10 protein-coding genes are annotated in these 15,477 nt (G+C 69.2%); 2 read left to right on the forward strand and 8 right to left on the reverse strand.

The features are described 5' to 3' along the window. Positions 1 to 37 precede the first annotated feature (37 nt). The 7 genes from tssA to tssJ form a co-directional block, all read right to left on the reverse strand. Positions 38 to 1,153 carry a type VI secretion system protein TssA gene (gene tssA / locus CFB43_RS24525; protein ID WP_089496937.1) on the reverse strand — a complete coding sequence of 372 codons (1,116 nt, stop codon included), beginning with the start codon at positions 1,151 to 1,153 and terminating at the stop codon, positions 38 to 40. Then, positions 1,140 to 3,536, reverse strand: a complete 2,397-nt coding sequence (locus CFB43_RS24530; protein WP_089496938.1) for a serine/threonine-protein kinase — start codon at positions 3,534 to 3,536, stop codon at positions 1,140 to 1,142. Before CFB43_RS24530 ends, tssA begins: the two co-directional genes overlap by 14 nt. A gap of 82 nt (positions 3,537 to 3,618) precedes the next feature. Then, positions 3,619 to 4,314 (reverse strand): type VI secretion system-associated protein TagF, encoded by a 696-nt coding sequence (gene tagF, locus CFB43_RS24535; RefSeq protein WP_175238661.1) that lies wholly within the window; start codon positions 4,312 to 4,314, stop codon positions 3,619 to 3,621. Then, positions 4,296 to 7,922, reverse strand: coding sequence for a type VI secretion system membrane subunit TssM (gene tssM, locus CFB43_RS24540; protein ID WP_089496939.1), 3,627 nt, complete (start codon positions 7,920 to 7,922; stop codon positions 4,296 to 4,298). Before tssM ends, tagF begins: the two co-directional genes overlap by 19 nt. Positions 7,923 to 7,924: 2 nt before the next feature. After that, positions 7,925 to 9,247 (reverse strand): DotU family type VI secretion system protein, encoded by a 1,323-nt coding sequence (locus tag CFB43_RS24545; RefSeq protein ID WP_089496940.1) that lies wholly within the window; start codon positions 9,245 to 9,247, stop codon positions 7,925 to 7,927. 15 nt (positions 9,248 to 9,262) lie between these two features. Beyond that, positions 9,263 to 10,675, reverse strand: coding sequence for a type VI secretion system baseplate subunit TssK (gene tssK, locus CFB43_RS24550; RefSeq protein WP_089496941.1), 1,413 nt, complete (start codon positions 10,673 to 10,675; stop codon positions 9,263 to 9,265). Continuing rightward, complete coding sequence (gene tssJ / locus CFB43_RS24555) at positions 10,672 to 11,187, reverse strand: type VI secretion system lipoprotein TssJ (protein ID WP_089427480.1); 516 nt, start codon at positions 11,185 to 11,187, stop codon at positions 10,672 to 10,674. Before tssJ ends, tssK begins: the two co-directional genes overlap by 4 nt. Positions 11,188 to 11,816: 629 nt before the next feature. Here tssJ and CFB43_RS24560 point away from each other — a divergent pair. Next, positions 11,817 to 12,203: a TssQ family T6SS-associated lipoprotein gene (locus CFB43_RS24560; RefSeq protein WP_089427481.1), complete on the forward strand. Its 387-nt coding sequence runs from the start codon at positions 11,817 to 11,819 to the stop codon at positions 12,201 to 12,203. Positions 12,204 to 12,247: 44 nt separating this feature from the next. Then, the gene (gene tagH / locus CFB43_RS24565) at positions 12,248 to 13,711 is read left to right on the forward strand and encodes a type VI secretion system-associated FHA domain protein TagH (protein WP_089496942.1); all 1,464 of its coding nucleotides are present in this window, start codon (positions 12,248 to 12,250) and stop codon (positions 13,709 to 13,711) included. A 54-nt stretch (positions 13,712 to 13,765) separates the two neighbouring features. Here the strand turns inward: tagH and CFB43_RS24570 are convergent, their stop codons facing one another. Next, entirely contained in the window at positions 13,766 to 15,244 is a 1,479-nt protein-coding gene (locus CFB43_RS24570) for a sensor domain-containing diguanylate cyclase (RefSeq protein ID WP_089496943.1), read from the reverse strand. Positions 15,245 to 15,477: the final 233 nt, after the last annotated feature.

A 15,477-nucleotide genomic window follows, 5' to 3' on the forward strand; every position in this document is an offset into this window, starting at 1 on the left:
GTCGTCACCGCCCGCATCGCGGCGGCGCTCGCTCGTGTCATTCGCTCCGCTCGCCGCTCAGCAGGTCCAGCTTCGGCAGGCTCTCCGGCGCGAGATCGCGGATGATTTCGTAGAAGTCGAGCGCGAGCAGCCGTTGCGCGCGCCGCAGCAGCAGCGGCGCCGGATGGCTCGGCTCGTGTTGCTCGAAATAGCGGCATATCTTGTCCAGGCCGATGCGCACGTCGTCGCGGCTCGTGACCTCGGCATCGCGCCAGGCGTGGGCGTTCGGTTTGGCCGCCGGCGCGGTTGCGGCGGCGCCTGGCTGTGCCGTATCGCCGGGCGCGGCCTGCTGCATGTCGGGCGACACCGGTTGCGGCTCGGGCAGCGGCACGTCGCGCACGATCCGTTGCAGCGCCTTCTCGGCGTCGCCTTCGTCGGGCGCCCATTCGCGGCCCAGCCGGTCCGTCACGCCCGCGCGGATCGCCTCCAGCGCGTGCAGTGCCGCGCGCGCCGCGTCGAGCGGCGTCGTGCCGTCGCTGCGTGCGGCCGACAGCGCAGCCAGCAGGCTTTCGCGGCTGCCCGCCACGGGGCTGCCGGTGTCGTCGCGGCCGTCGAGCAGCCGTTCCGCGTCGCGCACGCTCGGCCCGCCGTCGAACAGCGGCTGGCGGCGCGCCGCGCGCGCGCAGTCGTGCGCGCCGGCTATCTCGGCGAGCGCGTTCATTCGTAATGTCGGGTCCGGTTCGCCGTCCGCGTCGAGCCGCGGATGCAGGTCGTCCCAGCGGCGTTCGAGCAGGTTTGCGACGAGCGCGAGCGCGTCCGCGTAGCCCGGAATACCGTGTTGCTCGATCCAGCTTCGTGCGAGACAGGCGAGGACGCGCAGATCCTTCGTGCGCGCCGACAGCGCCAGCGCGAGGCGCTCGACCGCCCGCCAGTCGGGCGCTTCCGCAGGGATCACGGTGTCGCCGTATTGCTGCTCGGCACGCGGCGTCGCGCGCTCCTGCAGTTGCAGGAACTCGGCGTCGTATTCGAGGTTCGCGCCGCACCGCGCATCGGGTGCGACATCCGCGAGCAGCTGGCCGATCAGGTCGGCGCGCGGCGTCGCCGGCAGGCCGGGCGGCACCGTGGCATATGCGGCGGCGGCCAGCGCCGCCTGGCTGACGTCATTCGAATGCATAGTCGATGTTGACCGGTTTGCTGCCGAAGTCGATCGCCACGGTGCGGTGCAACGGCGGCAGCGTGCCGTTGCGGATCTCGATCACGTAGACGCCCGGCGTCAGCGATACCGAGCGCAGCGGCGGGCTCGCGCCGCGCCGCGCGCCGTTCACGTAGACGTCGCCCCACGGCCGCACGTTGAAACGCACCTGCACGGTTTCCTGGGCCTTCGGCGGACGCGGCTGTTGCTCGGCAGGCAGCACGTTCACGGCGGCGACCGCGGTGTCGGCTTCCGATGGTGGCTTCGATTTCGTCGCGGGCGTGGTTGCCGGCGCAGCCGCCGCTTCCGACGGCGGCACGTTGACGACGCGTTCCGACGAATCGAGGCTGCCGGCGGGGGCGATGCCCGAGCTGGGGCCCGACGGGGACGGAGCCGGGTTCGTCACGGTGGTCGCAACCTGCGGCGCGGGCGTGGCGGCTTCGACGGCAGGCGCGCTGGCCGGCGCGGCGGCGACGGCGGGCGGTGGAACCTGCGCGGACGATCCGGCCGGCAGGCTGGACGGCGGCACGACGGTCGGTGTCGGCCCTTGCTGGGCAAGCGTGGCGCCCGGCGTGCTCGCGGGCGGTGACGTACCGGCCTGCGGCTGGCTCGCGACCGATGCGGCTTCGTCGGCGACGCGGGCGGGACGCGCCAGATAAGTCGCCGCGAGGCCGACGGCGATCAACGCAACGAGCGCGCTACCGACGTAGACAGGCACGCGGCGGTGGTGCGATCCAGGCGGAGCGTGGCCGCGTTGGGCGCCGGTCGGCACGGATGCGCCACTCGATGACGAGGCCGACGCCGATGCGGCGGGATGCGGTGCGGTCGAAGCGGCGGCGCCGGCAGCCGCGGATGCGTTCGCGTTGCCGGAACCGGCTGCACCTTGCGCGTCGATGTTCGGGGCCGTATTCGCTGATCGCGTACCGGCGTCGTTGTCGGTCGTTGGGGATCGCGTACCGGCTGCGTCGTGTGTGTCAGTTCGTGCAGCGGGCGCTTCTTGCTTGCGTTCGACGTTTCCGGTCGGCGCTTCGTATTCGACCGGTTTTTCAACCGGTTTCGCAGACGATTGAGACGTATGCGATGCAACAGACGCTGCGAGCGAGCCCACAGCCGCAACGGCGGCGCCTTGCGCGATGGTTCTGGACGTCGAAGGCGCATCGGCCTCCGGCTTGGCGCCGGACACGCCAGACGATGCGGATGCCGTATCCGTAGGCGCAGACCCATGATCCGCACCAGCGGGCGTCAACGCTCGCCCATCCGCCGCAGCGTTGCCCGAAGCGGTCCCGCCCGCGCCGATCGAAGCCGCGCCAACAGCCGACGCCGTACCGGACGCAGCAGAAGCCTCACCCTTCCCTTCCCCGCTCCTGCCTGCCTCACCCACCGGCGGCACGACCGCCGCGCCATATCCGCCACCCGTCCCGACGTCCCGCAACCCGAGCTCCGCCGCGAACGCCGCGACCGATTCCGGCCGATCCGGAATCCGCAACTGCAGCGCATGATCGACCGCCGCGAGAAACGCCGGGCTGTACACCTCGCCGGCCGGCAGTTCGCGCGACGCGAGCGGCCGGTACGTGTCCTTGATGCTGCGCACGACGGCCGCGGGCGGCAGCTCGCCGGTGATCATCGCGTGCATCACCGCGCCGAGCGCATAGAGATCGGTCCACGGCCCCTGGCTGAACGCGGGATCGTCGGTGTACTGCTCGATCGGCGCGTAGCCGGGCTTGATCATCATCGCGCCGTCGTCGACCAGGTCGCCGATCCGTTTGCGCGCCGCGCCGAAGTCGAGCAGGATCGCGCTGCCGTTCGGCCGGATCAGCACGTTGTCGAGCGCGACGTCGCGATGGAAGCACTGCGCGCGATGCAGCGTGTCGAGCGCGCCGAGCAGCGCGCCGACGATATTGCGCAACTGCGTCTCGCTGATCCGCATCCCGCCGTCGAGCAGTTGCTTGAGCGTGCGCCCTTCGTAGAACGGCATCACCATGTACGCGGTGCCGTGGCTTTCCCAGAAATGCAGGACCTTGACGAGCCCCGGATGATCGAATTGCGCGAGCAGGCGCGCTTCGTTGAGGAACGCGCCGCGGCCGGCGTCGAAGGCCTGCGCGAACCGCTCGGAGCGCAGCGACACCGTGTAGTCGCCGCCGCGCGTCGCCAGCATCGACGGCATGTATTCCTTGATCGCGACCGCGCGCCGCAACGTGCGGTCGAATGCGCGATAGACGATCCCGAAGCCGCCGATGCCCAGCACCTCGTCGAGCTGCAGTTCGCCCAGGCGATGGCCGAGCGGCAGCGGCCGCACCGTGAATTCGGATGCGTCGCCGCGTGTCGCCGTGTCGTGCTCGTTGTCTCTCGATCCAGCGTCCTTCATCTCCACCACCTCTCGAAACCGCGTCCCATTCCACCCGCCGCGCCCGCCGCGCCCGGCGGCCCGCCGTCCGTCAGCCGGGTCGCTAGCTGCCGCCGAACAGCGTCAGGAACAGCGCGTTGTCGGGCGTGCCCGTATGCGCGTGCGTGCGCAGCGGCGATCCGTCCGCGCGGTTGGTCCACCAGAAACTGGTGCCGCCGTGCGGATCGAAGTAACCGGACAGCCCGGGCCACGCGGCCGGGGCCGGCCGTTCCGGCGGCGGCGCCGGCATACCGTCGACGATGTCGGCGTAGGTGTCGTCGCCCGGCGTGAGCCGCACGCGCGCCAGCATCTGCTCGAGATCGCCGGGCGCGCGGGCATGGCGGATCGTGTCGAGCAGCGCCTGGCCGACCTGCCAGTAGAACGTGTCGGCGGCATCCGGCAGCCCGTTCCAGTAATCGGCGGCGCGCATCGGCAGCGTGACGATCACCGGGTAGTAGCGCCCGACGCGGTCGCAGCTCGGCGCGAGGCAGCCCGGCTGAATGCACGACGCCCCCGCCCCCGCCGGAATCAGGAAATTCCAGACCGGCGCGACCGTGTAGTGGCGCTCGATCTCGTCCGCGCCGCGCTGGCGCATCGCGGCCATGCCCTGCTGGAGCCAGCGCTCCCACCACAGCGCGAGCGCATGCGGCAGCCGGCTGTTGACGAAGTCGCCGGCGCCGGGAATCTTCCCGTACCAGGCCGGCGCATCGCCGTCGGTACGCGTGAACGGCGGTGTCGGGCTCATGGCTTCGGCGGGCATGTAAAGGACTCCATCTGGGGCAGCCTGAACGGGTTGCGGACACTGCCCGCATTCACTTGCAGCACGATCGGTTTGCCGTCGACCGTGAAGCGCGCAATCATCTGGTCCGAGCCGCGTCCGGCCGACACCCCCGCGCGGTCGAACAGCCGGTGCAGCGCCCACGGCCCGTCGGTCGAGAAGCCGTCGGTCGCGCCCGCCTGCCCGGACACCTGCAGCCGCACCTGGTTGCTGCCGCGCGGGCCCGGCCAGTTCACCGCGCTCTGCACGAGCGGGCCGTGCGCGTAGCGGACGATCTGTCCGTCGACGTCGAGCACCATCTCCGTGATCGACGGGTCCATTTCGAGCGGCTGGATCTGCACCTTCAGCTGTGCGGTGCGCGCGCCGCCGCCGAAGTAGACGTCGCGGATCACCGCCGCCTTCTCGAACGACGCCAGCATCGCGGCGGCCGACGGATCGGCGTCCGCATTGCGGTTCGCGAAGCGCCACGGGTGCGACGTCGTATCGACGATCGACTGCAGGTTCTTCTGGAAGAAGTCGTCCATCAGCCCACCGGGCGCGAACATCTGCGCGAAATCCGCCGGCGCGACGTCGCGCGCCGCGCCGCGCGCGAACGGATAGCGGCCCGCGATCGCCTGCCGGCAGAAGTCGCCGACGTTCGCACCGGCGCGCGTCGCGACGCTGCGCTGCTCGACGGTCGCCACGCTGCCGTTCGCGACGTTCGACAGGTCGTCGAGCACTTCGCGGAACGGCGTCGGCAGGCGGCCGGCCTGGGCGCGCAGCTTCGCGGGCGCGTCGGACGGCGGCGGCTGCGCGCCGCTCCTCAGCGCGTCGTCGGTGGCTGTCAGGTACGTGTACAGCGCGTCGATCGACTTCAGCACGTCGTTGAATGCCGACGCCTGGTCGCCGCTGCCCGGCGCGAACGCACGCAGCCCGGCGAAGTGGCTGTCGACGACCTGCTCGGCGCTCGCGGGCGCCGCCGCGGACGCACTCGAATTGCTGCCCTGGCCCGCGAAGATCTGCGACAGCGAGCTGCGCGCCTCGTCGACCTTGTCCTGCGCACGCGCCGCGAGATTGCGCGCCCCGCCCGGTGCGTCGCCGAGCGCGGTGTCGCGTGCGAGCGCCACCATCAGCCGCGTGAGCGGCGAATCGGCGGACGACAGCGCACGCGCCACCTGGATGCTCTGCGCGAGCGTCGCGGTGCGCTGCAGCTTGATGTCGGCGAGATAGTCGTCCCAGATCTTCAGGTAGTCGTTCAGATAGAGCTGGCGGATATCGCGCGCCCACGCGGCCGCGTCGTTCGGGCCGGGAATCTCGGACAGCCCGAGGTTCAGCACCCACACCTCCTCGCGCCCGTACGCTTCGACCTCGCCGGCCAGGCGCGGCGCGAACACGTTGCGATAGCCGTTGCGCGTGTAGAGCCCCGGCACGCCTTCCGACAGCGGCTTGCCGCTCTGCCGGCGGAACACCAGCGACGCGTCGGGGCCGACCGCCCGCGCCACGCTGAAGTCGAACGCGGAGGTGGCCGGCCGCAGCGTCATCGTCATCTGCCGGTACAGCCGCTGCGAGAACGGCACCTGGCGCAGCCGGTCGCGCACGTCGGCCACGAGGCGCTCGTTCATCGGATACGGCGACACCGCGACCCGGTTGCCGAACAGCGCGGCAAGATGCGCACGCAGCGCGGAGCGTTCGGCCGGCGAGAAATCGGGCGGCAGCGCGCGTTCCATCTCGAGGTCGACGACCGCCTGCACGAACGCGGGATCGTAGTGCGCGCTGTCGTACAGCATCAGGTAGGCCTTCAGCGCCGCATACGCGTATTCGGTCTCGTCGGGCCGTGCATCGCGCAGCGCGGCCTCCATCCGGCTCGCGGCGATCGGCAGCAGCACGTCTTCGAGCGCGCGCCGGTACACGGCGTCGACGGCTTCGTCGATCTTCTCGCCCTGGAACAGCCCCCACCGATACGCGAGCGGCGGATGCTGCAGGTCGACGCCGCCCGCATTCGCGAGGTTGCCGAGCGCGTCGAGCACGGGCAGCAGGCGCGCGACGTCGGCCGCATCGGAGAATGTCGCGCCGGCGATCTGCGCATCGACGGCCGGCACGCGCCCGGCGATCTGGTCGAGATACGTGCGGTTGTTCGAATAGCTGCGCAGCCACGCAAACAGCACGGCCACGCACACCAGCGCGAGCAGCACGTAGCCGGCGATCTGCAAAACGCGCCGCTTCTGGTGCCAGCGCAGGTCGCTGCCGGCGAGCGCGGCCTCGCGGAAGATGTGTTCCTGCAGCAACGACTTCAGGAAGAAGCTGCGCCCGGTCGAGCCGACCTGCGCGACCGGCGGCACGCCCTCGATCTTCAGGAAGCGCTTGATGCCGCTCATCACGCGATCGAATGCGGTGCCCTCCTGCGTGCCGCTCGTCAGGTAGACGCCGCGCAGCATCGGCATCGGCTCGTAGCTCGACACGGAAAACACCTCGGCGACGAACTGGCCGAGCATGTCCTGCAGGTCGGCGATCTGCTGCGGCAGCAGGTAGGTCATCTCGCGCTGGCGCGCGTCGGTCTGCGCGGCGAGCAGTTCGGGCAGCCCGTCGTTCAGCCGCTGGTGCAGCAGCCGGTATTCGCGGTCGAATGCCGCCCGCAGGTCGAAGCCCGGCGCCTCGCTCTGCGCGAGCGGGAACGTGAAGCCCCACACCTGCGCGCATTCCGCGCGGCCGTAGTGGCTGAAATACTCGGCGAAGCCCGCGAGCAGGTCGGCCTTCGTCACGAGCAGGTACACGGGAAAGCGGATGCCGAGCTGCGCGCGCAACTCGAGCAGCCGCTTGCGCAGCACCATCGCGTGCTGCGTGCGTTCGGCTTCCGACGCACCGAGCAGGTCGGCGACGCTGATCGTCAGCATCGCGCCGTTCAGCGGCTGGCGCGTGCGGTACTTCTTCAGCAGGTCGACGAAGCCTTTCCATTCGGCCTCGTCGAGCGCGCGGTTGCCCTCGTGCGTCGTGTAGCGGCCGGCCGTGTCGATCAGCACCGCGTCGTTCGTGAACCACCAGTCGCAATGCCGCGTGCCGCCCACGCCGCGGATCGCCGCGCGGCCGAACTGCTCGGCAAGCGGAAAACTCAGCCCGGAATTCACGAGCGCGGTGGTCTTGCCCGAGCCCGGCGCGCCGATGAACACGTACCACGGCAACTGATACAGATACTGGCGCGACATCCGGTCGAACCAGCGCGGCAAGCCCTTGCGCACGGTGTCGGCCTGCCCGAAGCGCACCTTCTTCAGCAGCGAAGCGGCTTCGTCGAAGCGGCTGCGCAACTCGTCGAGCTGCGCTTTCGCCGGATCGTCGGCGGTGGCCGGCCCGGGCGCGGCCTCGCGCAGCTGGTTCAGCAACTGCGCGTTGAGCCGGCCGGCGCGCCAGCTGCGCCACGCGACGCGTGCGCCCCACGCGATGAACAGCACCGCGATCGTGAGCCCGCGCGCCCAGCCGCTTTCGAGCGGCCGGACCTCGGCGAACGCGAACAGCGGCCCCGCGAGCCACACGAAGCACGCGAGCACGACGAGACCCGCGAAGGTCCAGATCTCCCGCGACGGCAACGGCCGGACGAAACGCGCGACAGCCTGGTTCATGGTCAATTGGCTCCCTGCGTGGCGCTCGCGCCGACGGCGGCGCTGCCGGGCGCCGGCAGCAGCGTGATCTCGACGCGCCGGTTCAGTGCGCGGTTCGCCGGCGAATCGTTCGGCGCGACCGGATCGAGCGTGCCGCGCCCTTCCGCCGCGAGCCGCTCCGGATGGTCGAGCCGCGCGGCGATCATCCCGCGCACGGCTTCCGCGCGTTCGCGCGACAGGTCCCAGTTCGATGCGAAGCGCGCCGTATGCACGGGCGTGTCGTCGGTATAGCCGGTCACGCGCACGTTGCCGGGCACCTTGTTCAGCGCGTCGGCCACGCGCGCGAGCACCGGCACGTAGCGGTCGATCACCGACGTCGAGCCGGACTTGAATACCCCGTCGCCGCGCAGCACGATCACGCTGCGGTCGGCCTGGTCGCGCACCGCCACGAGGCCGGCCGCGATCTCCGGTTCCAGGAACTTCGCGATGCGCGGCGCCTGCGCCGGGCGCGGCGGCGCCTGCGCGGGCTGCAGTTTCGGCACGTGCAGCGCGTCGATCGACGCGAACAGCCGATCCGAATGCCCGGCGAGCGCGATGCGCAGCCCGACGAACACGCCGAAGCCGATCAGCAGCGCGAGCGCCACGCACACCCACAGCGGCACGCCGAAGCGGCGCGCGACGTCGCGCGTGACGACGTCGCGCCAGTGCGGCGACAACGCCGGTTCGAATTCGCCGCGCACCGAGCGGATCGTCAGCGCGAGCTGGTGGCGCAGCGCGTCGAGCTGCGCATGGCCGTTGTCGAGCACGCGATAGCGGCCCTCGAAGCCGAGCGCGAGACAGAAATACAGCAGCTCGAGCAGGTCGAGATGCTGGCGCGGCTGCTGCGACAGGCGTTCGAGCAGGTGGAAGAATTTCTCGCCGCCCCACGTCTCGTTGTGGAACGACACGAGCAGGCTGTGCGACGACCACACGCTGCCGCCCCACGGCGTCAGCGCGGCCGCCTCGTCGAGCGCCGTGCACAGGCAGTAGCGCGCGCCGATGATCGCTTCCGACGGCACGCCGGCCTCCTGCGCCCGCGCCTCGAACTGCCGGATCTCGACGACCAGGTGCTCGCGCAGCCACGCGGGATTCGGGTGATGGACGGTCGAGCGGATCTGCGGCACCAGGTTGAGCAACGGATTCGCCGCGGCGACGAGCGGATTCGTGCCGCTCGCGGCCCAGCGCCCGGGGCGCGGCTGCGTCGCGGTCGGGCCGGCCGCGCCCGCCGCGGCCGGATGCATGCCGCCCGGATTCGGCGGCACGAATCCGCCGGCGCCGGGGGAGATCGAATCGGAGGAGGAATTCATCGCGTCGCCCCGCCCTTACCCGCGTATCGCCCAGAACTCCATCGAGAGCCCAGGGAATTCGCCGGCGAAATGGAAAGCGAGACCGCCGGAGCGCGCCAGCTGCTTCCACAGGTCGCTGCCCTTGTCGATCTCGAAGTACGTATGGCCCGCGTGATACGGAATCTGCCGCGGCGCGACCGGCAGCTGGCGCATCGTGATGCCCGGCAGCTGCAGCTGCACGAGATCGCGGATCCGTTCGACCGGCCCGAGCTTCGCCTGCGCGGGAAACCGTGCGCGCAGGCTGTCGGCCGGCACGTCCGCGCGCACCGCGAGCACGAAGCCGGCGGTGTCGCGCAGCGCCGGGTCGGCCAGCGTCGCGACGCGGATGCCGTTGCCCGCATCGCGCAGCTCGATCTGGATCGCGTTCTGCTCGAGCACCGTCGACAGCGACCGGCGCAGCTCGGTCATCAGCTCCGCGAAGCTCGTGCGCAGGTCGTCGTGCACGTAGACCGCAAGCGACTGCGGGCGCCGGCCGGCCGCCGTGAACGTACTCAGGTCGCAGGCGAGCTTCAGCCAGTCGCAGAACAGCGCCTCCGGGTGCGTCGACACGTGCTGCTGCGCGTGCCAGGTCAGCGCGAGATAGCGGTTCACGAGCTGCAGCAGCAGGAAATCCGCGACTTCCGACACGCCGCCGCGCCCGGGCTCCGACAGCCGTGCAGCGAGCGCTTCGCTGCGTTGCGTGAGCAGCCCGTGCAGCTCGCGCGCATACGCCAGCAGCACGGCGTCGTGCTGCGCGACGAGGCGCGGCGGAATGTAGCCGTCGTCGACGAGCAGCCGCGCGTCGGTGCGCCGCTCGACGATCCGTGCGACGCCGAGCGCGTGCCAGTCGCCGGTCAGCTCGGCTTCGAGCATCAGCCGCACGTTCAGGCGGCCCGTCTGCAGCAGCGCGGGGCCGAGCGCGACCGCGTTTGCGTCGGCCACTTCGTATTCGCGGACGACGTAGCGCGCGACGTCGGCGCTGCCGTTCGCGCCATTCACGCCGTTGGCGGCATGGTTGCCGCCCGCGCCCGCACCGAACGACACCTCCTCGCCGCCGCCGCGCCACAGCGGCAGCGCGAGCACGACGAGCTGGTCCTTCGCATTGGCCGGCACGTCGAGCGGCTCGGGGAGATCGTCCGGATGGGACAGGTCGAACGGCGTGCCGTCGCGCATCACGCCCGACGCGGTGCGCAGCGCGACCTTGCCGAGCGCCAGTTGCTCGCGATCGAGTTCCAGCGTGTCGAAGCCCCAGTAGAAGCCTTGCAGCGGCAGGCAGCGCAGCGCGACGTAGCGCTCCCAGTGCCGTTCGAGCTGCTGGAAATGCTGCGGCCGCAGGAACATCCCCTCGGTCCACACCACCCGCTGGCGGAGCGCCGCGATCGGCGTCGCGGACATCGTCGGTTCGGTCATGGGCGCCCCTTCGCATCGTTCAGCGCGACGCCGCCATTGCGGACGGCGATCGACAGCTTCAGCTCGCCCGGCGACGTCTGCCAGAACTTGTAGAGATTGAGCTGCTTCGCGCGCGGCAGCGGCACCGTCAGCCGCCAGCGGTTCTTGTCGAGCATCCGGTATTCGGCGACCACGCCGATCGCGCCGGCCTCGACGTTGCCGCGATAGCGCAACGTGCGCGACTCACCCGGCCGCAGGATCACGCGGTCGGTGCCGAGCAGGTCCGCGCCGAGCACGTTTTCCGGCTTGTCCTGCAGCGAGAAGAAATCGGCGCTGTCGAACGAGGACGCCGCGCGGAGCTGGAACACCTTCAGCACGATCGGCGAAGGCTTGCGGTTCATGTCAGGGTTGACGTCCGGCGCAACGTCAACCGTGATCGCATACGGCACCGCCGCGGCGTGCTCCGTCGCACCGCACCCCGGCAACAGCATCACGCATCCCCATACGATGAAACTGCTCGACCGCCATTGCATATGCCACCCTCGCCACCCAATAGCCGCGCGCCGGTTTTCGACTTCGAAACCGGATGATCTGATTGAAAAAGGGACAATTAATTGATCGGTAATTGTGTAACCTGCATATCCATCCATTGCAATCCGTGTCGGCAAATTGTTCTTGTAAAAAGCCGGGTCATATCAATCGGGGTTTTTGAAAGTCGCTTTGGCGAGATGATGGCCAATTGAATTGAGATTGGTAAATTAATGGCAAAAGTTAATCCGACCGGTGCGCCTGGGCGGCCCGGTTCTATGGCGTGGACACCTGTCGGATGGGCGCGGGACGTACGCCGGCCGGCCGCCGGGCAAGGGACGCTCGCGACGCTGGTGGTGTGCCAGGCTATTCGTTTCGCACGAACGGATGCCCCGTTTTCAGTGCATTGACGTGCGCTGACCAAACAACTGACGAATCCGAAAAACACAGCGAACTATAGGCCGTTTTTCCGGTTTCACAAGCACTGAAATTCGTAGTCGATTCTGTATTCACGGGGAAACGGATTGGCGAAATGAAACAAAACGTAACAGCTGGTTGGGTGTCGATGATTGGCACTAGAATCCAACAGCGCTTGTGTGCCACCTTCCAATTACGCCAATCTTTAATTTCAATAATGAAAGGTCGTTCATCGCTCGTTCTTTTCCTCGGCGCATGGTTGCTGGGGGCCGGCGGGTGCAGTACGTCCCCGACACAGTCGGCTGCACGCGCGACGGTCGACAGCGCGCGCGCCGCGTACGACAGCGGCGACTACGGGCGCACGATCGCATTGCTGAGCCATGCGAAGGAGATCGACGGCGCCGACACCGACACGCAGGTGGCCGCGCACAAGCTCCTCGCGTTCAGCTATTGCGTGACGAACCGCATCACGCCGTGCCGCGCCGAGTTCTCGAAACTTCTCGACCTCAACCCGCGCTTCGACTTGTCCCCTGCCGAGAAGGGGCATCCGATCTGGGGGCCCGCGTTCGAATTCGCGCGCCGCAGGCATGCGTCGTCATCCTGAACGAACCGGTTTCCACGCGAGCGCTTCACCGAGCGACGTATGACATGCAACTGATCGTGATCGAACATGCCGGCGAGCCGGTCGAAAACGACTCCTACGACGCCGTCGTGTTTCATCCGCCCGGCGGCACCATCGGCCGGGCCAGCGACAACCATCTCGTGTTGCGCGACGACACGCGGCAGATATCGCGGCTGCAGGCGCTGCTGCAGGTCGGCGACGACGCGTGCCTGCTGAAGAACCTGAGCAGCGTCTCGACGATCGAGGTGAACCGCGAGCCGGTCGGCTATGCGCAGGAGCGCCCGCTCAATACCGGCGACATCATCCGCATCGGGCCGTACGTGCTGCGCGCCGAACGTGACGACGGCGGCCAGGGTGACGATGCGCCGGTCATCGACATGGCGACCGATACCGGCGTGCACGTCGATCCGCAGCCGCAGGCGCGAACGTCGGCGGCGCCCTCGCCTGCTTCGTCTTCGCGGATCGATACGAAAGGCGCCGGCAACCGGCTGTGGGGGCTTCTCCAGGATCGTCTCGCGCCACGCGGCAAGGCGGCAGATGCCGGCACACGGCCAGGTGGCCCTGCACGGCCGGATGTCGCGCAACCGGCGAACCGCGCGGCGCAAACCGTACCGCCCGCCCCTTCACAGCGCGACCTGCACCAGCTGTCGATCGATCCGCTCGACCTGTTCGCGCAGCCGTCGGGCGATATTGGCACATCAGGCACGACGGGCACGGCACCGCATGCCGATCGCGGCCACACGGAGCGCGAAGCGTCGTCCGCGACCCAGGCCGACCATGCGCCCGAGTGGACGCAACACGTGCGGGTGCAGCCCGCTGCCGCGCGCGCGGCCGATACGCATGCGCAGCCGGCCGACGAACCGGCGCCGCACGCCGCACGCCCGCCGACGCCCGATGAACTGCTGAGCGCGTTCTTCGAAGGCGCGGGGCTCGATACGGCCGCCGAGTCGCATCAGTGGTCGGCCGAGCAGCTGTACATCGCGGGCCAGTTGCTGGCGCTGTTCGCGAACGGCACGGTCGAGCTGCTGTCGTCGCGCAGCATCCTGAAGCGCGAGGTGAAGGCGCACATGACGATGCTGCTCGATCGCGAGAACAACCCGCTGAAGCTGCTGCCGGACGGCGGCGCCGTGCTGCGGCAGATGTTCGGGCTGCCGCTGCCGGGTTTCATGTCGCCGCAGAGCGCGGTGAGCGACGCATTCCAGGACCTGCATGCGCACCAGATCGGCATGGTCGCCGGCATGCGCGCCGCGTTGATGGATCTGCTGACGCGCTTTTCGCCGCAACGGCTGCGCGAGCGCGACGACGCGATGCGCTGGTACGAGAAGCGCGTGCCGGTGCTGTACAAGGCGCGGATGTGGGATCGCTACGCGGCGACCCATCGCGACACGGTGTTCGCGATCGAGGACGATTTCGCGTCGGTGTTCGGCAAGGCGTTTCTGGCGGCGTACGACGCGGAAGTGGAAAGCTATCGCGGCAGCGGCCGGCATTGAGCGTCGAACGGCACGCCCGCCGTCGATAGCGGGCGGTGCGTGCCGGCGGCGGTGTCAGGTGCCTGTTTCATGCGAGGCCACCTTGTTTCGCCCCGTTTCCTTCGCGTGGTACAGCGCCTCGTCGGCCGCCTTGATCACCGCCTCGACTTCCCCTTCCTGCCCGGGGGCCCAGCTTGCCACGCCGATGCTCGCGGTGACGCGCCCGAATTCGCTTTCCGCATGTTCGATCGCGAGCCCGTCGATGGCCGCGCGAATCCGTTCGGCGATCTCGGTCGCGCCCGTGGCCGGCGTATCGGGCAGGATCACGACGAATTCCTCGCCGCCATAGCGGGCGGCGGTGTCCGCGGGACGCCGGATGTTCTCGCCGATGCATCGCGCAACCGCCGCCAGCGCGTCGTCGCCGGCCTGGTGACCATACGTGTCGTTGAACGCCTTGAAGCGGTCGACGTCGACGAACAGCAGCGAAAACACCGAACGGGCACGGCGCGCGCGGCGCCATTCGAGGTCCAGTACTTCCCCGAACGAGCGGCGATTGTTGAGCCCGGTGAGGCCGTCGGTGCGCGCGAGCATCACCAGCTCGGATTCGGCCCGCATCCTGCGCCGCAGCTGGGTGCCCAGCAAAAAGGACAGCACGATGAACGCCGCACCGAAGGTCGCCACCAGCGCGCCGATCGTGATCGCGCGCCGCCGCCACGCCGCGTAGATGTCCTGCTCCGCCTCGGCGACCATGATGATCAGCGGCAGGTGCGGCAGCGTCTTGAAGTAGTACAGGCGGCGCACGTGGTCGATCGTCGAGGTCTCGATGAACGAGCCTTCCGGCGCCGTCATGAAGTGGCGAAACGTCGCCGCCTTGCTGATGTCGCGGCCGATGGTGCGCACGTCGTACGGCTGGCGCATGAACATGATGCCGTCCCGGCCGACCAGCGAGATCGCGCCGTGCGAGCCGAGCGCAAGGCCGGCGAACAGCGTGTGGAAATACTCGAGATTGACCGCGATCATCACGATGCCGCCGAACGAGCCGTCCGGATTCGACACGCGGCGCGTCAGCGCCACGCTGAGCGAGCCGCCGCGCAGGCGGGACGCGTAGGGATCGCTGATGTAAAGCCCGGCGTTCGGATTGTCCCGGTGAACCGTAAAGTATTTGCGGTCGCCGAAATTGCCTTGTCGCGGTACGTCGTTCGCCGAATCGAGGATGATGTTGCCGGCCGCATCCAGCACGAGCATCGAGCCGAGAAATTGCGCGGTCATCGCGTGATCGAACAGGACGCCGCGCCGCAGGGCCGGCGTGGCCGCCATGACGTCCGGCCGCTGAAGGCCCTGGATCACCGCCTCCAGTGACAGCCCGTACAGCTCGATATTGCGCTCGATGTCGCGCTCGGCGACGAGCGCCAGATTTCGCGACGTCTCGCGTGCGCGATCGAGCGCGTCGTGACGGCTCTGGAACAACTGCAACACGCAGAGGCCCATCAGCGCGCACGCTATCAAGGTCCCCGCCAGCACAACGTAGTACGGCGCTGCCGACCGCGGATGCATCCGTGTCCTCTCAGGTTGGGCCGATGCTGACGCACCGGTTGTTATGGTTTCTTCTGAATAAGCTATACCAAAAAGTGTGACGCCCGGGTACGAGGGGCAGTCCGTACTTGCCAGGTTGCGGGTCACGTGAGCTGAACGGCATCGGGCGGAAGGTGCCGACGTCAATTCACCGACGGATGCGGCACGCGTCGTTGCCGGTGACGGAATTGAAACGATCCGCCCGCAGTGACACG

The organism is Burkholderia sp. AU15512 (genome assembly GCF_002223325.1).
Classification (GTDB): domain Bacteria; phylum Pseudomonadota; class Gammaproteobacteria; order Burkholderiales; family Burkholderiaceae; genus Burkholderia.